Raw genomic sequence first — 21,947 nt, 5'->3', positions numbered from 1 at the left:
CCGCGCCGCCGAGGCGCACGCCCGCCAGGACGCCAGCCGCGAGACCCTGCGCGCCGAACTGGACCGCGCCCAGGGCAACCTGGAAGTCACGCTGGAGAACCTCGCGGCGGCCCGCGAACGCCTGGACGCCGCCCGCACCGTCCGCGCGCACGCCGCCGACGGGTACGCCGCGCTGCGCGCCGAGCGCGAGGCTGCCGCTGCCCACGAACGGCACCTGAACGCGGAACTGGCCCGCGTGAACGCCAGCGTCGCCCCACTGCGCCGCGAACGCGAACGCCTCGAAGCCACCCTGAACTCCTACGCCCGCTACGGCGAGGGCGCCCGCAACGCCCTGCGCCTCGACCATGCGGGCATCATCGGGTCGGTCGCGGACCTGCTGACCGTCCCCGCCGAGTACGAGGTCGCGGTGGGTGCCGCGCTGGGCCGCCGTCTGGAACAGGTCGTCGTGAATCGCGCTGACGACGCCCGCGAGATCATCGAGGAACTCAGGCGCAGCGGGGGCCGCGCCACCTTCCTGCCGCTCGACCTGATCCGCGCCCGCCCCCGCCGTGACGCGGCCCTGCTGCGCGAGGACGGCGTGATCGGCAACCTCGCGGACCTGTGCCCCAGCGACCCGCCCCTGGTGGCCGAGAGCATCCTGGCCGACACGCTGATCGTGCGGGACCTGCGCGCCGCGAACCGCATCGCCCGCACGCACGCCAGCCGCCCGCGCCTCGTGACGCTGGACGGCGAACTCGTCGAACCCGGCGGGGCCATCACGGGGGGCCGCGCGCGCGATACCGGCAGCGGCGTCCTGGCCGATCAACGCAGATTCCAGGAACTCGACTCGGAACTGGAGGACGCTGACCGGCAGGGTGCGCGCCTGAACGCCGAACTGATGAAGGTGCAGGCCACGCTGACCGGCAGCGACGAACGCCACGCCACGCTGGGCCGCGCGCTGGACGACGCCGCCCGGGGGGAACAGGCCGCCGAGCGGCGCGTCACGGAACTCGCCGCGCAGGAACGCAGCCTCCAGGCCAACCGCGACCGGCTCGCCGCGCGCCTCGGGCCGGACCTGACAGACATCCCCCTCCCGGAACCCGGCGCGCCCCTGCCGGACCTGGGCGCCCTGGAAGCCGACCTGCACGCCGAGCGCGCCGCCGCCGAGACGCACCGCGCCGCCGAACGAGCGGCCGCCGAGACCCTCGCCCTGGCCCGCGAGACGGACGCCGCGTGGCGCGCCTACCGCGCCGGACGCGCCCGCGCCGGGGAACTCCGCGAGCGCCTGAACGCCAGCGCGCAGGCCATCGCCGCTCAGGACGCCCACCTGCACGCCGCCGCCGCCGAGGTCGAGCGCCGCGAGGCCGCGCTCGGCACGCTCGACGAGCACGAGGCCGCCCGCGCCGACGACGCCCGCGAGCAGGCCGCGCAGACGTACAGCCACCTGATCGCCGCGCAGAACCGCGCCCGCACCCGCCTGGAAGACCTGCGCGTCCTGATCGCCCGGCGCGAAGGCAGCCTGGAACCCATCCCCGACGGCTGCCTGCCGCCCGGCACGCCCCGCGAATGGACGGCCGAACTAGGCGCCGCCCGCGCCGCGCTGGACGCCCTGGGACCCGTGAACGCCCGCGCCGAGGCCGACCTGCACGCCGAACAGGCCGCGCTGGACGCCCAGCAGGCCGAACTGACCGACGCCGAGAGCGCCGCCGCCGAACTGCGCGCGCACCTGCATGACCTCGAAACCGCCGAGGGTAGCGCCACGGCCGCCGCCTTCGACCGCGTGAACACCGCCTTCCGTGAGTACAGCGCCGAACTGCTCGGCGGAACCGGAGAACTGGAACGCGAACTCGACGACCAGGGCCGCCTGCGCGGCCTGCGTCTCGCCGTGCAGCCACGCGGGAAACGCACCCGCTCCATGACGCTGCTCTCGGCCGGAGAGCGCACCATGGCCGGGCTGGGGTTCCTGTTCGCCCTGAACCACGCAGGCGGGGAGGGCAGCGCGGGTGGCCTCCCGCTGGCCGTGCTGGACGAGGTGGACGCCCCGCTGGACGAGGCGAACATCCGCCGCTTTACCGCCTTCCTGAAACTGTTCAGCGAGCGCGGCGCGCAGTTCCTGCTCGTCACGCACCAGAAGGCCACCATGGAAATCGCGCACGCCCTGTGGGGCGTCACCACCGATCAGACCGGCGCCAGCCGCGTCCTGAGCATCAAACAGCCCGGCGAGGCACAGGCCGGGTAGGCGTAGGGCGGGTAGGCGCAGAGCGCGCAGGGCGGGTAAGCGCAGCTGTCAGCACGGGCACTTCTGCTGGCACCCCCCCGCCGCGTCCGCTACAGTGACGGCATGAACCCGGTCCGCGCGCTTCAGTCCGTTCCGGCCCGCCTCGCCCAGATTGCGCTGTACGGCATGGCCGCCGCTGCCGGAGTCGGGCTGGTCGCCCTGATCGTCAGCGCCATCCTGAACGGCGGCCTCACCCGCGCCGGGACGGCCGACGCGCTCGGTTGGGGCGCGCTGATCCTGGGCTTCCTGTCCGGCGCGGTCGCGTACTCGCAGTCCGGTCAGAGCCGCATCGAAAGCACGGTGCGCGCCCGCCTGGGCGAAGGCTACCGCGCGCCGGGCCTGCCCTGGCCGCAGATCCTGATCCCCCTGATCGGGGCGGGCGTCCTGTCGGTCATCGTGTTTGCCCTGAACTGATACGGACTCCGGGTTGAATGGGCTGCAGGGCCCGTTCAATCCGAGCGGAGCGAGTGGGAGTAGGGCGGGCCTCCGGACGTGGAGCCGGCAATCCGGTGAAGTTCCGGACCTGTCGGCGAAACAAACGGAATCCGTATGATACGGACTTTGCCGGCTGCGCGTCGGCATCCGCCAGATGGGGGAGGGGTCGCTCCCGGCAGGCTGCGCCATTCGGGCAGTGGTGCCGGGGGGCCGGCGCGTGACATGCTGCTGGGTATGAACGACAGGCAGACCAGCGTGGTGAACCCTCCTTCGCCCCAGCAGGCGCTCATGGCGTTCCTGACACACTGGCAGGGTCAGGAGTACCGCGCCATGGCGCTGTCCATGCCCGCGCGCGTGTTTCCGGGTGGGCGGCGCAGCGTGCGGCAGGTGCGCCGCGTGTACCCCGGCAGCCTGCGCGGGTTCAGTATCCTCGCGGCGCGTGACACGGACCCCGCCGCCACGAACATTGACGTGCAGATGCTCTGGCGCGAGCGGGGCGGCCTGGAACTGGGCCGCGTGCGCTACCGCATGGTGTACGTGAACGAACACGACCAGCCCATCGCCCGTCACCACGAGGGCGGCGTGTGGAAGCCGTTCGCGACCTACAGCCTGCCCGTACCCCGTCCCCTGCAAGCCTGACCGGACGGCGCGCGCAGGGGCCAGCGCTGAGAGATCGGTGCAGGGGGACCGGCGCGCAGGGGGAGCGGCGCGCAGGGGAGAGGCTCCGGAGACTGGTCCGCTTTGCGTCGTCCCACTCTTCACATCCCGCGCACCGGGAGGAGGGGAGAGGTCGTCCCCTCCCCCACAGCCGACACCATACAACCCAGCTTCAGCCGGTGTTGCGCACGCCCGCCGCGATGCCCTGAATGCTCAGGAGCAGGGGACGCTCGAACTCGTCCAGGCCGCCCTCGGTGGCGCGGCTGCGGCGCAGCAGTTCCACCTGAATGCGGTGAATGGGGTCGATGTACGGGTTGCGCAGGCTGATGCTCTCTTTCAGGCGTGGCTCACCGGCCATCAGGTCCGCCCCGACGATCTGCTGCACCAGCGCGACCGTGCCCTGGTACGCGGCTTTCAGCATGACGGCCAGCGGGTGTTGCTGCTGGTCGTTCAGGCGCAGGTACTCGTCGAAGATCAGCGGGTCGCTCTTGGCGAGGCTCATCTGCGCGTTGTCCAGCACCGTGCGGAAGAACGGCCACGAGGCGTACATCTCACGGGCCAGGTCCAGGCCGATCTCTTCCAGGCCGTCTTTCAGGCCGTACCAGCCGGGCAGGTTCGCGCGGTTCTGCGTCCAGCTCATCACCCAGGGAATGGCGCGCAGGTTCCCCAGGGTGGGCGCGCCGGGGCGGCGCACGGGACGCGACGCGATGTTCAGGCGGGCAATCTCATGAATGGGCGTGACGTTCTCGAAGAAGGGCAGGAAATCGCCGCTGTCCACAAGGTCACGGTACGCCTGCGCGCTGCGGCGGGCAGCGCGGGTCATGGCGTCCGTCCAGGCGGGGTCCAGCGTCCCGGCCGGGCGCGCGGCCGACAGCAGCAGGCCGTACAGCGCCTGCTCCAGGTTGCGGCGCGCCAGGACCGGGTGGCTGTACTTGTCGGCCAGCGCCTCGCCCTGCTCGGTGATGCGCAGGCCCGCGTCGATGGTCCCGGCCGGCTGGCCCAGAATGGCACGGCTGGCCGGGCCGCCCCCACGACCGATGCTGGTGCCCCGCCCGTGGAAGAACCGCCAGCGGACGCCCGCGCGGCGGCACACGTCACTGATGTTCCGCTGCGCCTCGTGCAGCGCCCAGTTCGCCGCGAGGAACCCGGCGTCCTTGTTGCTGTCGCTGTAGCCCAGCATGATCTCCTGCACGCTGTCGCCCAGCACCGCGCGGTACTCGGGCAGCGAGAGCAGGTCCCACACGACCTGCGGCGCGCGCGTCAGGTCGTCCAGCGTCTCGAACAGTGGCACAGGCAGGATCGCCAGTCCCACCTCGCGCGCCAGCAGCAGCGGCTCAAGCACGTCACTGACACTTTCCGCCATGCTGATCACGTACCGCCCGAAGGCGCGCGGCCCGACCAGCGCCACGGCGCGCTGCACCTCACGCACCGGGCCGATGGCCGTTTCCAGCGTGTCCGTCAGGGCTTGCCCGGCCGGCCACAGCGGTCGGCGCGAGCGCAACTCGCGGGTCAGGAGTTCCAGGCGGGCGTGCTCCGGCAGGCTCAGGTAATCGGCCTCCACGCCCGCCGCGCTCAGCAGTTCAGCGACGGCCGCGCCCGTCTGCCCGCTGTGCTCCCGCACGTCCAGGCTGACCAGATGCTGCCCGAAGACCCGCGCGACCGTCAGCAGCGGCAGGAGCAGCTGATCGGCCGTGCGGCGCTGACCGTCCGCGATCAGCCGGGCCGACAGCGCCTCCAGGCGCGGTACGAGGTCCACGTTCCGCCCGTCCCGCACCGCGTTATGCAGCGCCTGGAGTTCCGCGCGGTACGCTTCCTGGCCCCCCTCCTCCTGGCTGAGGTCCGCGAAGGCGTCGCGGATGCCGCCCAGCAGCACCTCACGCGCCCGTTCGCGGTGCAGTTCCAGCGCCTCGCGGGTCGCTTCGGGCGTCACGAACGGGTTTCCGTCTCGGTCCCCGCCCATCCAGGACGAGAAACTCAGCGGCAGCGTGGCGTCCGTGTCCCGCCCGAAGGCCTCGCGGAACGCGCCGCTCAGGTCACGCTGTAACTCCGGCAGGGCCTGTGCGATGTTCGTGACATAGTTCAGGCCACCTTTCACCTCGTCCAGCACGGTCGGTTTCAGGCGCCGCAATTCCGGCGTGTTCCACATGGCTTCTACGTGCGCCGTGATCCGCTGCGCCTCCGGACCGTCGATCCCGCCGTCACTCAGGCCCGCCAGGTCCTGCGCCACCTGCACCAGGTGGTTGCGGATGGTCCGGCGCCGCATCTCGGTCGGGTGCGCCGTGAACGTCAGGCCCAGATCCAGGCGCGCCAGGAGTGCTTCGACCTCAGCGGCACTCAGGCCCTGCGCCTTCAGGTCCAGTACCGCCTGCTTCAGGCTCTGCGGGCGCACACCCTCCGCACCCTGAAGGACCCGCACCCGCTCGTACTCCTCGGCCAGGTTCACGAGCTGGAAGTACCACGTGAACGCCCGCGCCAGATTCCCGGCGTCCTCACCGGATAGGCCCGCCAGCATCGCCTGCAACTCCCGGTCGTCGCCGCCCGCGCGGACCTCGCGGACCAGCGCCCGCGTCCGCTCGACCAGATCGAAGAATGCCTCGCCTTCCTGTTCCTTCAGAACCTGACCGAGCGTGCGGCCCAGCAGGTTCACGTCACTTCGAATGCTCATCGGCTACCTCGGTTGTACAGAGTGGGCGCGGCAGAAATTCCGAGCGTGGCCGCCTTCACGCCTCTTCCACGTAACGGTACCGTTCTATCCCCACCGCCCGCCCCGCCTCTATCTGGACAAAGACCCCGTTCAGCTCCGCCGGACCGTCCGCCGCGCCGTACCGGTGCGGGCGCTCGGTCACGAAGCGCTCGATCGGCCCTTGCGGATCACTCCCGATAATCGACTCGTACGGCCCCGTGAACCCCGCGTCCGCCTGGAAGGCCGTCCCGCCCGGCAGGATCCGCGTATCCGCCGTGGGCACGTGCGTGTGCGTGCCGATCACGGCCGCCACCCGCCCATCAAGGTACCGCGCCATGCCCTGCTTCTCGCTGGTCGCCTCGGCATGGAAATCCACGAACACGCTCCCCAGATCATCACGTTCGAGCAGCGTATCCATCGCCCGGAACGGATTATCCACCGCCTCCATGAACACCCGCCCCAGCAGATTCACGACCGTCAGCCTCTCCGTGCCCTGCGCGGTCTTCACGTCAAAAGACCGCCAGCCCACGCCCGGCGTACCCGGATCGCTGTAATTCAGGGGCCGCACCACCGGGTAGCGCCCCTCATCCTGCATCAGCACGTAGATGTCCTTGTGATGCCACGCGTGATTCCCCAGCGTCAGGCAGTGCGCTCCGGCCCGCAGCGCCCCGTCCGCCGCCTCCCGGTGCATCCCGAAACCACCCGCCGCGTTCTCCATGTTCACCACGATAAAATCCGCCCGCGACCGAAGAGACGGCAGGTGCGACCCCAGCACCCGCCGCCCCGGCGAAGCGAACACATCCCCCACAAACAACAACCTGATCATGACGCGCAGACTAGCGCGGGGTACACCCGGAACCCCGCCGACGCGTTCACAGCTCTCTCAGGCGGCGGTCAACGGAGTCCGTGCGGGCAACTCCCGGCACCAGGACCGGCTCCCAGGTCAGCCTGGCCGTCAGGCAGCTCCGTCAGGCAGCTCCGTCAGGCAGCCGCCGTGCAGGATTGGATGGCTGTGGGCGCCCGCGTACGCGCCGCGAATACCGGGCCTGGTCGAGGGGAGCATCTGCAGGACCGGAATGGACGCGTGCAGCGGGGCGATCAGGCAGCCGAGGTCGCGGCCGATCAGGTTCATGAACCCATCTTGACGATGCGGGAGACCACACGGTCACGGCCCAGCGTGGCCAGCAGCTCTGGCAGGTCCGGGCTCTCCATGGTGCCTGCCACGGCCGCGCGCACCGGCGGCATGACCTTCCCGAGCTTCAATCCCTTCTGCTCGGCGAACGCCGCGAAGGCCGCCTTGATGCCCGCCGCGTCGAAGGTCGGCACGTTCTTGAGGGTGGCGGCCAGTTCCGGCAGCAGGTCCCGGGCGCCGTCGATCGCGGCCTGCGCCTTCTCTGTCACCGGGTACGTCTCGGACCAGAAGTACGGGGTTTTCTCCAGGAACTCGCTGAACACCTCGAGGCGTGGCGTCATCAGGCGCACCACCGCCCGGAAGTAATCGTCGTACGGCAACTCGGTCTTCTGCCCGGCCAGGAAGGCGTGCAGGCGGCGGGCGACCTCGTCGGCGCTCAGCACCTCGCGCAGGTACTTGCCGTTGTACCAGCGCAGTTTCGCCTGATCGAACACCGGGCCGCCCAGCGTCACGTCCTGAAGGCGGAACACCCGACCGAATTCCTCCAGGTCGAACACTTCCAGGCCGTCCGGGTGCGTCCAGCCCATCGTCGCGAGGAAGTTCAGCATCGCCTCGGGCAGGAAGCCCTGCTGCTGGTACCACTCGACGCTCGTGGGGTTCTTGCGTTTGCTGATCTTCGATTTATCCGCGTTGCGCAGCAGAGGCATGTGCGCAAACACCGGCTCATGCCAGCCGAAGGCGCGGTACAGCAGCACGTGAATGGGCGTGCTGGTAATCCACTCCTCGGCCCGGACGACGTGCGTGACGCCCATCAGGTGATCGTCCACCACGTTCGCCAGGTGGTACGTGGGAAACCCGTCCGCCTTGAGCAGCACCTTGTCGTCGATCTCCCGGTTCTGGAAGTGAATCGGGTCGCGCAGCAGGTCATTGACGACCGTCTCGCCCGCTGCGGGCACACGCAGGCGAATCACGGCCGCCTCGCCCGCCTCCACGCGCGTCTGCGCGGCCGCCGGGTCCAGGTCACGGCTGGGCACGGCGATCACGTGCCCGGCTGCCTGCGCCGCCGCGCGCAGCGCCGTGAGTTCCTCGGCCGTCTCGAAGGCGTAATAAGCGTGCCCACTGGCCACCAGCCTGCGGGCGTAGTCGCCGTACAGGTCGAAGCGCTCACTCTGACGGTACGGGCCGTTCGGGCCGCCCTGAAGCGGCGACTCGTCGGGCGTCAGGCCCAGCCACGCCATCATCTGGAAGATGCGCTTCTCGCTGTCCGGGACGTAGCGGTTGCGGTCCGTATCCTCGACACGCAGGATGAACTTCCCGCCCCCCTGACGGGCCAGGGTGTGGTTGAACAGGCCGATGTACGCGGTGCCCACGTGGGGGTCACCCGTGGGACTCGGAGCAATGCGGGTCACGACAGACATGCCGCACAGCATAGGGCAGTCCCCCGAATGACGGCGTCACGAACACAACCTTCCCATCCGGCGGATAGATTCCGTCTGCTTGGTTGCTGAACGGCCAAGGCGCCGGGGTGCCAACTCCACGCCCGGAATCCGTATGAGGGCCCTGCGTAGCGCTAGCGGGGGGCGGCGTCCCGGCCGCGCGGAATGTCCCGCACGCCGCGCCGCCCGAACGAGTGCGCCAGTTCCCGTTCGCTCAGGCGCAGCACGGTGGGGCGCCCGTGCGGGCAGGCCCAGGGGTGCTCGCAGGCAGCCAGGGCCCGCAGCACTGCCGCGCCGCGCGCGTGGTCCAGCATGCCGGCCTTCAGGGCGGGCGCGCAGGCCAGGCGCGCCAGCACGTCCCGGCGCGGGTCCGGGTGGTCGCCCAGCGCCGCTTCCACGATCTGCTCGTGCAGGCGCGGCACGCTCAGCGCCGCCAGCGTGGCGGGCACGGTCCGCAGCCGCGCCAGTCCCGCCCCGAAATCCTCCAGGGTCAGGCCCCACGCCTGAAGCTGCGGGCCGCGCTCGTGCAGGCGCGCCGTCTGCTCGGGCGTCAGGTGCAGCAGTTCCGGCTCGGGCAGTTCGGCGGGCGGCTCGGCCTCCAGGGTGCGGGTCAGGTGCTCGAACAGCGCGCGCTCGTGCGCGGCGTGCGCGTCCACGATCCATAGCTCGCCTTCGCCCTGTGCCAGCAGGTAGAGTTCCTGGTACACGCTCAGCAGCGTCAGGGCCGGGAAGGATGCGTTCGTGGCGGTGCCACTCCAAGCCGTCCCGGCGTCCGCTGGCGGGATCAGCGCCGGGGCCGCCCGCGCCAGCGGATGCGCGGCCAGCGCCGCCGCCACCGCCGAACGCACCCGCGCCGCCACGCCCGGCAGGTCCGCTAGGGCCACGACCTGCTTGGCCGGATGCACGTTCGGATTGTGATCCTCCGGCGCGACCGTCAGGTCCAGCACGCACAGCGGCGCCGCGCCCGCTGGGAGCAGCTCCGCGAAGCCGTCGATCACGGCCCGCTCCAGTTCCGGCGGGGCCAGCACGGGCCGCCCGTTCACGCTGAAATGCATCCGGTCGCGCCGCGCGCGCGTCAACTCCGGGCGGGACACCACGCCCCGCACACCGCCGCCCACAACAGTCAGCACGCGGTTGGCGCTGAGCGGCCCGTATACGCTCGCCACCGCGCCCCGGTGATCGCTGGGCGCGTGCGAGAGCCGCACCTCACCGTCCACGCCGAGCCGCCAGTGCAGCCCCGGATGATGCAGCACGTACCGGCCCAGCAGCGCTGTCACCTCCCGCACCTCCGCCGCCGCCGGAGCCTGTGTGCGCAGCCGCGCCGGCAGTCCCGCGAACAGCCCACGCACCGTCACGGTCGTCCCCGCCGGAGCCGACGTGCGCGACACCAGCACCTCATCCCCGCAGGCCCGGACCTCGCAGGCCCCCACCTGCGCGGCCGGGCGCGTCACCAGATGCACCTCGCCCGCCTGCGCCGCCGCCCAGAGCGCCTCTCCCCGGAAGCCCAGCGTCGTCACGGCGTCCACCGACGCCGCGTCCGGCGCGAGCTTACTCGTCGCGTGCCGCCGCGCCGCCAGTCCCGCCGAGCCCGCCGGAATGCCCGACCCGTTATCCCGCACCCGCACCAGCCGCAGGCCCCCGCCCTCCACATCCACCTCAAGGCGGGTCGCTCCGGCGTCTAGGGCGTTCTCCACCAGTTCCCGCACCACGTCCAGCGGCCGCGACACCACCTCACCCGCCGCGATCAGACGCGCAACGTGAGGAGGCAGAACGTGAATGTCGGGCAGGGTCACGCGGTCAGGGTAGCGGGTCCGGTGCGCGGCGTTGCTGCCTCAACTCTCGATTGCCACGGGCTGGCCGCCGAGTTCGCGTTGCCAGCGGTGCAGGGTTTCCAGGGCCTGCATGGGGGTCAGGCGCCCGAGGTCCAGCGTGGCGAGTTCGCGGCTCAGGCGGGTGTCGTCGCCCTGCACGCTCAGGGCACTCAGCAGCCGCGCGGCGCGGGTGGTGACCGCCCCCGGCAGTCCGGCCAGACGCGCGACTTCCACGCCGTAGCTCTGGCGGGCCGCGCCGGGCACGACCTGATGGTAGAAGGTCAGGCCGCCGCTTCCGGCCGCGCCGTTCTCCAGGTGCACTTCTTCTGCGGCGACGTGCAGGTTGATCAGGCCCGGCAGGTCGGCTTCCAGGCGGGTGAGTTCGAAGTAGTGGGTGGCGAACAGGGTGTGCGCGCCCGCCGCGTGCAGGTGTTCCAGCGCCGCCTGCGCGATGGCGAGACCGTCGAGGGTGCTGGTCCCGCGCCCGATCTCGTCGAGAATGACGAGGCTGCGGGCGGTCACGGCGTGCAGGATGGCGGCCAGTTCGCTCATCTCGACCATGAACGTCGAGCGGCCCCCGGCCAGGTCGTCACTGGCGCCGATGCGGGTGTGAATGGCGTCGTAGACGGGCAGTTCGGCCCGGTCGGCGGGCACGAACGATCCGATCTGGTGCAGCAGGGCGCACAGGGCGACGGTGCGCAGGTACGTGCTTTTCCCGGCCATGTTCGGGCCGGTCAGCAGCAGGGTGCGGCGGTCCTCGCCGAGGCGCGCGTCGTTCGGCACGAAGCGCCCGCCCAGGCTGCCCTCCACGACCGGATGCCGCGCCTGGGTCAGGTGCGTGTGGCCGGTCGTGGTGCTGGGCCGGACCCAGCCGCCCAGCGCGGCCATCTCGGCCAGGGCGGCCAGCACGTCCAGTTCACTCAAGGCCCCGGCGGCCTCGGACAGCGCCTCGGCGTGCGCGGCCAGCGAGTCGCGCAGTTCCGTGAACACCTCCAGTTCCAGGCGTTCGCTGGCGGCGTCCAGGCGGGCGATCTCGCGTTCCCGTTCCCGCAGGTCCGGGCGGGTGAAGCGCGCGCGGTCTTTGAGCGTGGCCACCTGCCGGTAGTCGGCCGGGACCTTGCCCAGGTGCGCGCCCGTCACTTCCAGGTAGTAACCGAACACGCCGTTGAACCCGACCTTCAGGCTGGGAATGCCGGTGCGGGCGCGTTCGCTGACTTCCAGTTCCGCCAGCCACGCGCGGTGCCCGATGGCCGCGCCGCGCAGCTCATCCAGTTCGGCGTGGAAACCGTCGCGGATCAGGCCGCCGTCGCCCGCGCGGATGGGTGGCTCGTCGACGAGTGCGGCGCGGATACGGGTCACGACGTCCGGCAGGCCCGTCAGGCGCGCGCGGACGCTGGCCAGCAGGCCGCCCTGGGTGTCCAGCAGGGCCGCCGCTTCGGGCAGCAGGTCCAGCGTGCGCGCCAGGGACGCCACCTCGCGCGGCGTGGCCCGGCGGGTCGCCACGCGCGCCGCCAGCCTTTCCAGGTCGTGCGCGCGGTACAGCAGGGACCGGGCGGCGCCGCGCAGGTCCGGCGCGCGGGTCAGGGCTTCCACGCTGTCCAGTCGCGCGCGGATGCTCAGTTCGTCCAGCAGTGGCGCGCGCAGCCACGCCCGCAGTCGCCGCCGCCCGCCCGCCGTGCGCGTGTGCCCCAGCGTGTCGGTCAGGGTGCGGCCCTGCGGGGACTGCGCCGCGAACAGTTCCAGCGCCCGCACGGCCGCGTCCGGCAGGCGCATGTGCGCGCCCGGCTCGAAACGCACCACGCGCCGCACCATGTCCAACCGCCCCTGCTGCGTGACCCGCGCGTAACCCAGCACCGCCCCGCAGGCCCGGCGCAGCGCCGCCGACACCAGTTCCGGCGACACCTCGCCCAGCACGGTCAGCAGTTCGGCCTGCGCGGCGTCCTCGTCGAAGGTGGCGGGCGAGAGCATCACGGGAAAACGCGCCTGGAAATCCGCGAGCAGCGCCGCGTTCCCGGACAGTTCCGGGGCCAGCAGCACCTCCCGCGCCCTCCAGCGCGACAGCTCGTCGTACAGCGCCAGGCGCGTGTGGAACGCCGCGCAGCGGAACTCGCCGGTCGACACGTCCAGCAGCGCCAGCGCGTACCCGTCCCCGGTAGCGACCGCCGCCAGGTAATTCTCGTCCGCGCCCAGGTGCCGCTCCTCGGTCACGGTGCCCGGCGTGAGCAGTTGCGTGACCTTGCGGTCCACCAGCCCACTGCCGGGTTCCTCGACCTGGTCGGCGACCGCCACGCACACCCCGGCCGCCAGCAGCCGCTCCACGTGCCCGTCCAGGGCGCGCAGCGGAATGCCCGCCATGGGCGTACTGAAATCCCGGCTGCTCTTGTGCGTCAGGGCCAGCCCCAGCAGCCGCGCGGCGCGCTCGGCGTCCTCACCGAAGGTCTCGTAGAAATCACCGACCTGAAACAGCAGCAGGGCGTGCGGCAGTTGCGCGGCCACCTCGTCGCGCATCTGCACGTACTGTTCCAGCATGGGCGGGAGTGCTCCCGACCCGGTTCCCTTCAGGACGTTCTGAGCCCGCATCCCGCGCAGCATAGCGGGCACGCGCCGCACCCGACAGCGGCGGCGGCACAAACGGGAGAGAGCCCCGGCGGCAGATCGGCATAGAAGAAACGCCCGGCAGGGCCAGGCGTAAGGAGAATGGAGCTGGGCGCCGCGGGCCTGCGTTTACTCGTCGCAGCCGAACGCGCGCAGCAGATCGAGTTCCGTGATGGGACGGGCCGTCACGGCCGGAGCAGTGGACGGAACGGGACGGCGGAGGAAGAGACGGCGCAGCAATGCAGTCATGGGGGCTCCTGACTTCCGGTGAATCTGATGTAAACCTGACTGTACATGAAGAGGCGTTCATGCCATTGTGATAAACCTCACTGTGCGCTGTCGGGGCTGAAGTGGTTGACGGCGGGCGGCCCGCTGAACCGTGTCCCGGTTCGCCTGCCGCGCGGCGCGGCGCGGCCTACCATGCCGGACATGGCCTACGATCCCCGCATGAACTACGACCCCGCGCGCAAACTGACGGACGGGGACGTGCAGGACCTCAAGCCCGACGGCTGGTACGGCGACGACGGCAAACTGTTCCGCGAATTCGAGTTCGGCACGTACCAGCAGGGCGTGGACTTCGCTGTACGGGTCGCCGCGCAGGCCGAGGAACGTGGCCACCATCCGGACCTGCACATCTACTTCCGCAAGGTGCGCGTCAACTTCTTCACGCACGAGGCGGGCGGCGTCACGCAGGCCGACATCGACGGCGCGCGGGCCGTGGACTCCCTGCTGCCAGCCCCCGGCACGCAGGCGGACCAGGATTGAAACTCCGGATTCCGGACGCCGACATCCTGTGGGACACGCTGCCTGACGCGCGGCGTCACGAACGGACCCTGCACGTGGACGAACAGGACCTCGACGAGCTGAGACACGTGAACAACACCGTGTACCTCGCGTGGTGCGAGCGGGTGGCCCGCGAGCACGCCCTGCGCCTGGGTATGGGCACCGACGCCCTGAGAGCCCTGGGAGCCGTGCCGGTCGCGCGCCAGCACGTCATCACGTACCACCGCCCGGCTGTGCTGGGCGACTCGGTCAGGGTCCGCACGGCGCTGACCCTGCACGCCGGGGTGCGCAGCGTGCGCGCCTACGCCCTGGACCGCGTGAACCCCGGCGACCCGGTGGGCGGCGTGCGGCTCGCGGAGTGTCAGACCGAGTGGGTGTGGGTGGACCCCGCATCGGGCCGACCCAAGCGCGCGCCGGAAACTGTGAGCGTCCGCTTCGGCTTCAGCGGCGCCGCCCCTGGGCGCTGACCCGGGAAGCGGATACCCACACGGCACTTACCCGTTCAGGCCGTCCAGCGTTCCGGCGGGCAGCAGTACGGCCCGCGCCGGCGCTCCGTCCACCCCGACCAGCGGCAGCGGCAGGCACATCAGGTCGTACTCGCCGTCCGGGACGCCGCTCAGGTTCAGACCCTCCAGGATCAGCAGCCCCGTCTCCTGGCAGGCGTGATGAGCGTCCAGGGTCTTGCTGGTCAGCGGGTCCACGCTGGGACAGTCCGTGCCGATCAGTTGCACGCCGCGCCGCGCGAGTTCCCGTACGAAGGCAGGGGAGAGCGCCGCGAACCGCGTCGGGAACTCCTCCCAGTGGGCGGGCTGCCCGGTGTTCAGCAGCACCCGGGGCGGCAGTGCGTCCGGCAGGTCCGCCAGGGCGCCGACCTCCAGCATCAACGGTTCACCATGTCCCTGCACGCTGACCACACGGCAGCGGCCGATGTACGTGCCCAGCGGCACCTCGTGCAGCCGGCGGCCCGCATCGTCGTAATGCCAGGGAGCGTCCACATGCGTGCCGGTGTGCGTGCTCGTGCGGATCTCGCCGGTATTCACGCTGTCGCCCCGCGCGATGCGCGCCTGCGGTTCCACGCGGAAATCCGGATCGCCGGGCCAGGTGGGATGACCGGGCGTGAGCGGACGGGAGATATCCAGAGGAAATGACGGCATGCCCCACCATAAAACATTCACCCCAAAGGCCAGGTCAAACCGACTCCAGTGGAATGCCAGGCAACAACCGTTCTCTTCGAGCGTGTAAGAGTAGGACTCAAGCGGGTTCCGGACGTGAAGCCGACAATCCGGTGAAGTTCCGGATTGTCGGCGAAACAAATGGAATCCGTATTACACGCTGATTTCTGCGAATCTGGCGTTTTCCTGGATGAAGGTTTTGCGGGGTGCGACTTCGGTGCCCATGAGGTTCTCGAAGACTTCGTTGGCCACGATCAGGTCCTCGATGCCGACACGTTTGAGGACGCGGGTTTCGGGGTTCATGGTGGTGTCCCAGAGCTGGTCGGCGTTCATCTCGCCAAGGCCCTTGAAGCGTTGGATGTCGTATTTCTTGCCTTCGCGGTTGGCCTGGGCAACGATGACTTTCAGGGAGTCGTTGTCGTAGAGGTACGTGCCTTTCTTCTCGCGGCCGACCATGACGCGGTACAGGGGCGGCTGGGCAATGTACAGGTATCCGGCCTCAACGATGGGGCGCATGTAGCGGTAGAAGAAGGTCAGGAGCAGCGTGGCGATGTGCCCGCCGTCCATGTCGGCGTCGGTCATGATGATGATCTTGTGGTAGCGGAGGTTTGACAGGTCAAAATGCATGCGGTCGCCGGTCCCTTCGACGCCAGCGCCGATGGTGCCGATCAGGGCGCGGATCTCGGCGTTCTTGAGGATCTTGTTCAGTTCGCTCTTCTCGACGTTCAGGATCTTGCCGCGCAGGGGCAAGATGGCCTGGAAGCGGCGTTCGCGGCCACCCTTGGCGCTGCCACCGGCGCTGATGCCTTCGACGATGAACAGTTCGCTCTCGGCGGGGTCCTGGCTGCTGCAGTCGGCGAGTTTACCGGGCAGGTCGTCGTTTTCCAGCGGGTTGCTGCGGCGCACGATGTCGCGGGCCTTGCGGGCGGCTTCGCGGGCGCGGGCAGCTTCGGCAGCTTTCTCGACGATGGTCTTGCCGACCTTGGGGTTCTCTTCGAGGAACTCGGCGAATTTCTCGCCGACGACGGCGTTCACGGCGGTCTGCGCTTCACTGTTCAGCAGTTTGACTTTGGCCTGTGATTCGAATTGCGGGTCCTCGACCTCAACGCTGACGACGCAGTAGATGCCTTCGAGCAGGTCGTCGCCGCTGGGGGTGGGGTTGCCGTTCTTGATCAGGTTCTTGTCTTTGGCGTACTTGTTGAGGATGCGGGTGTACGCGGTCTTGAAACCGGTCAGGGGGGTGCCGCCGTCGCGGGTGCGGATCATGTTCGCGTACGTGAGGATGTTGTCGCTGGCGTAGGTGTTGGCGTGGATGAACGCGACTTTGACGTTCACGCCGCTGTGGTGGCCGGTCATGACGATGGGCTGGTCGTACAGGAGTTTGGTGTCGTCAGTGACGAGCGCGCGGGCGAAGTTGGCAATGCCGCCCTTTTCGTGGAAGGTTTCTTCCTTGATCTCGCCGGCGTGCAGTTCGGTGCGTTCGTCGCGGATCACGATTTTCAGGCCGGTGAGGTACCCGAGTTCGCGCAGGCGATTGCGGATGCGGTCGTAGTTGAACTGGTTGTCGAATTCCTTGAAGACCGTGGGGTCCGGCTGGAAGCTGACGCGGGTGGCCCAGGTGATGTCCTGGGGGGTGGGGCCTTCGTCGCGCAGGGGTTTGACGAGCGTGCCTTTTTCGAAGCGGATGTTGTGCAGGTGGCCGTGCTTGTTGACGGTCACGTCGAGGTAGCTGCTCAGGGCGTTGACGACGGTGCTGCCGACGCCGTGCAGGCCGCCGGAGACCTTGTACGCGCCCTGGCCGAATTTGCCGCCGGCGTGCAGTTCGCTGAAGATGACCTCGATGGCGGGGCGACCCTTGCTCTGCATGATGTCGATGGGGATGCCGCGGCCGTCGTCGGTGACGGTGGCGGCGCCGTCGGCGTGCAGGATGACGTGGATTTCGGTGGCGAAGTTAGCAAGGCCCTCGTCGATGCCGTTGTCGATGATCTCGGTGAGCAGCTGGTGGTAGCCGTCGATGCCGGTGCCGCCCTGCACGTACATGCCGGGGCGTTTGCGCACGGCGTCCATGCCTTCGAGGACGCTGATGTCGGCGGCGGTGTAGTCGGCGCTGGGGCCGGCGGTGTTGGTGAGCTCCTGAACGGCGTCGTTCTTCTCGTCGGTGTGGGTCATGAGGCTCCTGAACTGCGCGGCCCCCGGAAAGGGGCAGCGGTGGGGGTGGGGGGGTGGTGGGGCGCTGCGTGCGCCTGCCGTGTGTGCCCAGTATACTACCAGGGTTGAAAATGGTCAAATATATTACGTATATAGCGTAATATTCCTGGGAACTCGTGCCCCCGCCCCGCCCGTCAGAAACAGCGTCTGGGCCGCCCCCGCACCCCACGCGGCCACACGCCCACACCGCCGCACACAGACCACACGCACACAGTCCACGCCGCAGGCCTCAAAATAGAAGGCCGATGCGCCCCGCCCACCTGTTGACCAGCCTGCTGCTGCTAAGCCCCGCCGCAGCCGCGCCGGGCGCGGCCCCCAGTCCGGCCGCGCCCGGCGCCACAACCACCACCCCCACCAGCACCTCCAGCAGCGCCGCGACCTGCGCCCTGCCCGGCGGGACCCTGCCCACCCGTACCCGCACCGTGTTCATTCTGGACACCAGCGGCAGCATGCGCGGCATCGGGGACGGCCGCGCCGACATCTTCGGGCAGGTCCGCGACAGCATCGCCGCCTACGTGCAGGCCCACCAGCCGGACGAGGCCGATCTGCTCACCTTCGACGCTGGCCTGCGCAGCCGCGCGCACTTCGAGCAGCCTGCCCGTAACCCCGCGTGGACAGCCGCGCTGGGCGCCCTGAAAGCCGACGGCAGCAACACCTACCTGTACCGCAGCCTCCGGGACGCGCTGAGTCCCCTGAACAGCCCCCCGAACACCAGCCCCGCACAGACGACCGCCAACCCGGCCCAGTCGGCAGCGGCTCAGTCGGCAGCGGCTCAGTCCGCAGCAGCCCAATCCCCAGTAGCGCAGTCCGCCCCGGCCGGGTCCACCCTGACCACCGTGTTCGTCCTGACCGACGGCATCGACAACGACAGGACCCGGCCCGCCGTGACCGCCCGCGCCGCACTGGACGCCTTCCGGACGCGTGGCCCGCTGGACCGGCTGCACTACGTGGCGCTGGGCACCGACATTCCCGCCGACGCCCGCGCCGCCCTACAGGCCAGCGATTACGCCAGCGGCCTGACCCTCCCGGCCGGCACGCCCCCCACCCTGGACGCCCCGGGCCTGGAAGGCGGCCTGCTCACGATTACCGACCCAGCCGCCGCGCCCAGTCCCTTCCCGGACACGGCGCCCCTGACCCTCACCCCGGACGCCAGCGCTCCCCGCCTGCGCCTGGACGATCCGCCGGTCACGGGCGGACAGCTCAGGCTGCTGGACCTGCCGGGCCAGAGCGGCGCGGCCCTCCTGTGCGCCCCGCCCGTGACCGGCGCCAATCACGTGGCCCCCCGGCCCCGGCGGGTGCTGCTGCGCGTGAACACCCAGGCCCCCCTGCTGTGGCTGAACCCCGGCGCGGACCGCACCGTAAGGGCCGGTGAGGACGTGATCCTGCGCTACCGCACGCCCCCCGGCCTGCCACTGGAACAGGCGACCCTGAGCGGCGTGCCCGGCCTGAACGCCCGGCTACACGCCCAGCCCGGAGGCCGCGAACTGGCCGTTCAGCTGACCGGCAACGGCCTGAACGCCGGTCAGAGCGTCACCCCGGTCCTGTCCATTCCGGGCCTGCCGCCGCAACCGCTGGCTGCCGTGACCGGCGCGCCCGGTGGCCGCCTGCCCCCCCCGGCGACACCCGCCACACCCGACTCCGGCCCGACCGCTACTGGACCGTCCGCTCCTGCCCGCCCGTCAAGGTTCACGCTGCTGTGGCTGACCGGCCTGATCCTGGCCGCCGCGCTGATCCTGCGCTGGCGCCGCCGCCAGCGGGCCGCCTCCCCGGGCGTGCGCACGCCCCGACCGGCTGACCCCACGCCCGTCGAGGGCCTGGAGTACCGCGACGACCGCACCCTGGCCCTGGTCGGCGCGGACGGTCAGGTCAGCGGCGTGCCCACACCCCTGGGCGACCCCTTCGACCTGGGGCAGATGGCCCGCGTGCCGCACCTGAGCGGCCTGCGCGCTGAACAGCACCGCGACGGCCTGCGTATCCTGCGCATCCCCACCGACCTGGAAGTCAGCCAGGGCGCGCGCCTCCTGCAACCCGGCGACGTCGTGCGCCCCGGCACGCTGCTGGGCGTGGCGGTCGCCCGGCGATCCCGCGCTCCCCACCCCACCCTCGGCAGCCTCGCCGGACTGGGCCTCCCGCTGGCCCTGCACAGTCGCGGCCCCGTCCTGCACGTGCGCGGCCCGTACGGCGAGCATGCCATGCGCGTCCACGCGCCCACCACGGACCTCGGCGTGACCCTGCGCGCCCCGGCCCTCGAAGGCCTGAGTGTGAGCCTCAGCGGCCGCGACCTGCTGCTGCTGCACGCCCCGGACACCCTGCAACTGCGCGTCGCCGGTGAGAACACCGTCCTCACACCCGGCATGCCCCTGCCCCCACACGCCGTCGTGGACTTCCTGAACTGATAAGGATTCCGATTGATTCGGTGCAGTTCTGAATCCATCCGAGCGGACGCGAGTAGGAACAAACACGGGTTTCGCGGTATGGAGCCGCAGTCCGTATGACACCCCAGAAGGATGCGTTGGGTTTGCGGGGACGGCCGCGCGGCGTGAACATGACTCGCCAACACCCATCCCCCCTGAAGGGCGCGCTACGCTGCGGGAATGGAGTTCCTTCGCCTGGTTCACGGGTATCAGTTCAATAGCGGCCTTGCCCAGCTGTTTCCCACGCCGTACGCACTGGTGACCCTGGTGCTGTTCGTGTGGAGTATCGCGCCCGCCGTGAAACTGCGGATCGGTGGGGGATTCATGGTCTGGCTACGGGCCACGTGGGTGATGACGCTCCTGCCGGCCGTGACGGGCGTGATTCTGGCGCTGGGCGGCGCGAAGGTCCCGAGCGCCACCGACGCGGGAGCGGGAGCCAGCAAGTACGGCTTCCCGGTTGATCCCAGCCGTGACTGGGAGCACTGGATGTACGCGGGCCTGTGCGTCATCAGTCTGTACGCGATCGAAGTACTCGTCCGGGGCCGCCTGATCGAGCATCGCGTGGGCCTGCGCCTGCTGCCGGTTGCTACCCTGTTCCTGTATGGCTGCGCGTACATGGTCGGGCGGGTCGCGGTCTTCCCCGGTAGCACGCCCGGTAGCTGACGTGCCCGACCTGTCTGATGCGTTCAGAGGCGTGACACGGGCTCTGGTACGGGGCCCCCGTGCCAGGGTGAGGGCATGACGGACCTGCGCCAGATCACTCCCGGCGCTCCGTGCCGTGCCCCCCATCCGCACCTCCATCCGCGCCGTGGTGCCCATGACCCGGGAGGCCCGCATGAACCTCCCGTCAGCGAGCGTTCACACGCGGCGGCCCTTTATGTGTTCAGGTGTGATCCCATGCGCCGACTTCTCCTGACTTTCCTGACCCTCGGCAGCGTGCCTGGCCTGACCGTGACTGGTGTAACGGTCACTGGTCTGACTGTCACTGTCTTCACCGTGACCGGCGTGGCTGGCGCTGCTCCCGCCACCGTTACCGTGAAATCCGGCGACACCCTTTCTCTCATTTCGCAGCGGAGCGGCGTCAGCGTCAAGCAGCTGCGGGCCCTGAACGGCCTGAAGGGGGATCTCATCCGGTCCGGTCAGGTGCTTCGCGTCACTGGAAGCGCTTCCGGCAGCGCTGCCGGAAGCGCTGCGCCTGTCCAGCGGCACACCGTGAAGAGCGGCGATACCCTGAGCCTGATCGCGCGCCGCTACGGCGTGAGCGTCACCGCCCTGAAGGCCGGGAACAGCCTGCGCAGCTCCGTCATCCGGCCCGGTCAGGTCCTGAAACTTCCCACGAAGACCGCCGCGCCCGCCAGACCCGCGACCTCCGAGGTCCGCACCGTGTACCGCTACGTGCGTATGGAGGTCGGCGACACCCCCACCCGGCTGGCTGCCCGCTACCGCCTGAGCGTGGATCACCTGCGTCGCCTGAACGGCCTGAACACCGCCCGGCTGATCGTTCCCGGCCGGAAACTGCTCGTCCCGGCGCGCGTGCCGGTTCCGATCCCGCCCCGCCCTGTGAACAGCGCCGTGACCTTCAAACGCCTGACGCCCCTGAACATCCCCGTGCAGATCGCGAACGTGGACCTGCGGCACCGGAACACCCTGGTCGCTCCGGTGCTCGCCCGTCCCAACATGGCCTTCAGCAGCGGCGCGCGCGTCAGCCAGCTGGCCCGGAGCAGCGGCGCGCGGGTCGTCATCAACGGCAGTTACTTTCACCCGCTGACATTTGCGCCCGCCGGGGACATCGTCATGCAGGGCCGCATGCTTACCTGGGGCCGCATTCCCATGGCGCTGGCCATCACGCCCGACAACCGCGCCACCATCCGCGCCAGCACCACCCCGGTGATGGGACGCCCGCTCGAAACCACCTGGCTTGGCATGGAAACCGTGGTCGCCACTGGTCCCCGCATTCTCAACCGTGGTCACCTCCTGACCCGCTACAACGCCACCTTCCGCGACCCGGCCCTGTTCGGCCGCGCGGCCCGCAGCGCCGTCGGCCTGATCGGCAACCGCAACCTGGTGCTGGTCAGCACCCAGGTGAAACTCACGACCACCGAGATGGGCCGCGTCATGGCCCGGCTGGGTGTGCAAGACGCCCTCCTGCTCGACGGAGGGAGCTCGACCGGCATCGCCTGGAACGGACGGGCCGTGATCGACAGCATCCGCAAAGTCAGTTACGGTATCGGCGTGTTCACGGACTACACCGGCCGCCGCTACGCCCGCTGACCCAGATGTTCGGGCAGGTGTTGACCTGGCCGCGTCATCCAGCCTTGATGGGAACCCGGGCAGGGGAGACGGCTGCCCAGAACGTGCCACACC

The 21,947-nt window shown here is 70.2% G+C and carries 16 protein-coding genes; 8 read left to right on the top strand and 8 right to left on the bottom strand.

Annotation, left to right across the window (positions count from 1 at the left end):
- The 3 genes from QZ271_RS06590 to QZ271_RS06580 all read left to right on the top strand — a co-directional run.
- Window positions 1-2,218, top strand: a 2,218-nt coding sequence (locus tag QZ271_RS06590) for a chromosome segregation SMC family protein (RefSeq protein ID WP_291429925.1), incomplete at its 5' end; no start/stop codon positions are given.
- 102 nt (window positions 2,219-2,320) lie between these two features.
- Window positions 2,321-2,671, top strand: coding sequence for a hypothetical protein (locus QZ271_RS06585; RefSeq protein WP_291429924.1), 351 nt, complete (start codon window positions 2,321-2,323; stop codon window positions 2,669-2,671).
- Window positions 2,672-2,926: 255 nt separating this feature from the next.
- Window positions 2,927-3,331 (top strand): hypothetical protein, encoded by a 405-nt coding sequence (locus tag QZ271_RS06580; RefSeq protein WP_291429923.1) that lies wholly within the window; start codon window positions 2,927-2,929, stop codon window positions 3,329-3,331.
- Window positions 3,332-3,521: 190 nt separating this feature from the next.
- On the opposite strand, the gene QZ271_RS06575 is transcribed toward QZ271_RS06580, so the two are convergent.
- From QZ271_RS06575 to mutS, 6 genes are all read right to left on the bottom strand, one after another.
- Window positions 3,522-6,014, bottom strand: coding sequence for a phosphoenolpyruvate carboxylase (locus QZ271_RS06575; RefSeq protein WP_291429922.1), 2,493 nt, complete (start codon window positions 6,012-6,014; stop codon window positions 3,522-3,524).
- A gap of 55 nt (window positions 6,015-6,069) precedes the next feature.
- Window positions 6,070-6,858, bottom strand: a complete 789-nt coding sequence (locus tag QZ271_RS06570; protein ID WP_291429921.1) for a TIGR00282 family metallophosphoesterase — start codon at window positions 6,856-6,858, stop codon at window positions 6,070-6,072.
- A 129-nt stretch (window positions 6,859-6,987) separates the two neighbouring features.
- Window positions 6,988-7,164, bottom strand: a complete 177-nt coding sequence (locus QZ271_RS06565; protein ID WP_291429920.1) for a hypothetical protein — start codon at window positions 7,162-7,164, stop codon at window positions 6,988-6,990.
- Window positions 7,161-8,582 (bottom strand): glutamate--tRNA ligase, encoded by a 1,422-nt coding sequence (gene gltX / locus QZ271_RS06560; RefSeq protein WP_291429919.1) that lies wholly within the window; start codon window positions 8,580-8,582, stop codon window positions 7,161-7,163. The genes QZ271_RS06565 and gltX overlap by 4 nt, the downstream gene beginning before the upstream one ends.
- 152 nt (window positions 8,583-8,734) lie before the next feature.
- Window positions 8,735-10,387, bottom strand: coding sequence for a DNA mismatch repair endonuclease MutL (mutL, locus tag QZ271_RS06555; RefSeq protein ID WP_291429928.1), 1,653 nt, complete (start codon window positions 10,385-10,387; stop codon window positions 8,735-8,737).
- Between the two features lie 45 nt (window positions 10,388-10,432).
- Complete coding sequence (gene mutS, locus QZ271_RS06550) at window positions 10,433-12,991, bottom strand: DNA mismatch repair protein MutS (protein ID WP_291429918.1); 2,559 nt, start codon at window positions 12,989-12,991, stop codon at window positions 10,433-10,435.
- Window positions 12,992-13,435: 444 nt separating this feature from the next.
- Between mutS and QZ271_RS06545 the strand changes: the two genes are divergently transcribed.
- A complete protein-coding gene (locus QZ271_RS06545; protein WP_291429917.1) occupies window positions 13,436-13,771 on the top strand; it encodes a 4a-hydroxytetrahydrobiopterin dehydratase in 336 nt (111 codons plus the stop codon).
- Complete coding sequence (locus QZ271_RS06540) at window positions 13,768-14,256, top strand: thioesterase family protein (protein ID WP_291429916.1); 489 nt, start codon at window positions 13,768-13,770, stop codon at window positions 14,254-14,256. The genes QZ271_RS06545 and QZ271_RS06540 overlap by 4 nt, the downstream gene beginning before the upstream one ends.
- A gap of 27 nt (window positions 14,257-14,283) precedes the next feature.
- Here the strand turns inward: QZ271_RS06540 and QZ271_RS06535 are convergent, their stop codons facing one another.
- Window positions 14,284-14,943 carry a cyclase family protein gene (locus tag QZ271_RS06535; protein ID WP_291429915.1) on the bottom strand — a complete coding sequence of 220 codons (660 nt, stop codon included), beginning with the start codon at window positions 14,941-14,943 and terminating at the stop codon, window positions 14,284-14,286.
- A 171-nt stretch (window positions 14,944-15,114) separates the two neighbouring features.
- Window positions 15,115-17,130: a DNA gyrase subunit B gene (locus QZ271_RS06530; RefSeq protein ID WP_291429914.1), complete on the bottom strand. Its 2,016-nt coding sequence runs from the start codon at window positions 17,128-17,130 to the stop codon at window positions 15,115-15,117.
- A 284-nt stretch (window positions 17,131-17,414) separates the two neighbouring features.
- Between QZ271_RS06530 and QZ271_RS06525 the strand changes: the two genes are divergently transcribed.
- From QZ271_RS06525 to QZ271_RS06515, 3 genes are all read left to right on the top strand, one after another.
- Window positions 17,415-19,565 carry a VWA domain-containing protein gene (locus QZ271_RS06525; protein ID WP_291429913.1) on the top strand — a complete coding sequence of 717 codons (2,151 nt, stop codon included), beginning with the start codon at window positions 17,415-17,417 and terminating at the stop codon, window positions 19,563-19,565.
- 198 nt (window positions 19,566-19,763) lie between these two features.
- The gene (locus tag QZ271_RS06520; RefSeq protein WP_291429912.1) at window positions 19,764-20,246 is read left to right on the top strand and encodes a hypothetical protein; all 483 of its coding nucleotides are present in this window, start codon (window positions 19,764-19,766) and stop codon (window positions 20,244-20,246) included.
- A gap of 234 nt (window positions 20,247-20,480) precedes the next feature.
- Complete coding sequence (locus tag QZ271_RS06515; RefSeq protein WP_291429911.1) at window positions 20,481-21,854, top strand: LysM peptidoglycan-binding domain-containing protein; 1,374 nt, start codon at window positions 20,481-20,483, stop codon at window positions 21,852-21,854.
- The last annotated feature ends 93 nt before the right edge of the window (window positions 21,855-21,947 follow it).

It is taken from the genome of Deinococcus sp. (genome assembly GCF_018260555.1).
In the GTDB taxonomy this organism is placed as follows: Bacteria; Deinococcota; Deinococci; order Deinococcales; family Deinococcaceae; genus Deinococcus.
Note: the sequence above shows the minus strand (reverse complement) of the source record. Positions and strands in the feature narration are given on the sequence as shown.

Excerpts from the sequence above, each read along its gene's own strand:
- QZ271_RS06585 (WP_291429924.1), top strand. The coding sequence starts at position 2,321 with ATGAACCCGGTCCGCGCGCTTCAGTCCGTTCCGGCCCGCCTCGCCCAG.
- QZ271_RS06580 (WP_291429923.1), top strand. The coding sequence starts at position 2,927 with ATGAACGACAGGCAGACCAGCGTGGTGAACCCTCCTTCGCCCCAGCAG.
- QZ271_RS06575 (WP_291429922.1), bottom strand. The coding sequence starts at position 6,014 with ATGAGCATTCGAAGTGACGTGAACCTGCTGGGCCGCACGCTCGGTCAG.
- QZ271_RS06570 (WP_291429921.1), bottom strand. The coding sequence starts at position 6,858 with ATGATCAGGTTGTTGTTTGTGGGGGATGTGTTCGCTTCGCCGGGGCGG.
- QZ271_RS06565 (WP_291429920.1), bottom strand. The coding sequence starts at position 7,164 with ATGAACCTGATCGGCCGCGACCTCGGCTGCCTGATCGCCCCGCTGCAC.
- gltX (WP_291429919.1), bottom strand. The coding sequence starts at position 8,582 with ATGTCTGTCGTGACCCGCATTGCTCCGAGTCCCACGGGTGACCCCCAC.
- mutS (WP_291429918.1), bottom strand. The coding sequence starts at position 12,991 with ATGCGGGCTCAGAACGTCCTGAAGGGAACCGGGTCGGGAGCACTCCCG.
- QZ271_RS06545 (WP_291429917.1), top strand. The coding sequence starts at position 13,436 with ATGGCCTACGATCCCCGCATGAACTACGACCCCGCGCGCAAACTGACG.
- QZ271_RS06535 (WP_291429915.1), bottom strand. The coding sequence starts at position 14,943 with ATGCCGTCATTTCCTCTGGATATCTCCCGTCCGCTCACGCCCGGTCAT.
- QZ271_RS06530 (WP_291429914.1), bottom strand. The coding sequence starts at position 17,130 with ATGACCCACACCGACGAGAAGAACGACGCCGTTCAGGAGCTCACCAAC.
- QZ271_RS06525 (WP_291429913.1), top strand. The coding sequence starts at position 17,415 with ATGCGCCCCGCCCACCTGTTGACCAGCCTGCTGCTGCTAAGCCCCGCC.
- QZ271_RS06520 (WP_291429912.1), top strand. The coding sequence starts at position 19,764 with ATGGAGTTCCTTCGCCTGGTTCACGGGTATCAGTTCAATAGCGGCCTT.
- QZ271_RS06515 (WP_291429911.1), top strand. The coding sequence starts at position 20,481 with ATGCGCCGACTTCTCCTGACTTTCCTGACCCTCGGCAGCGTGCCTGGC.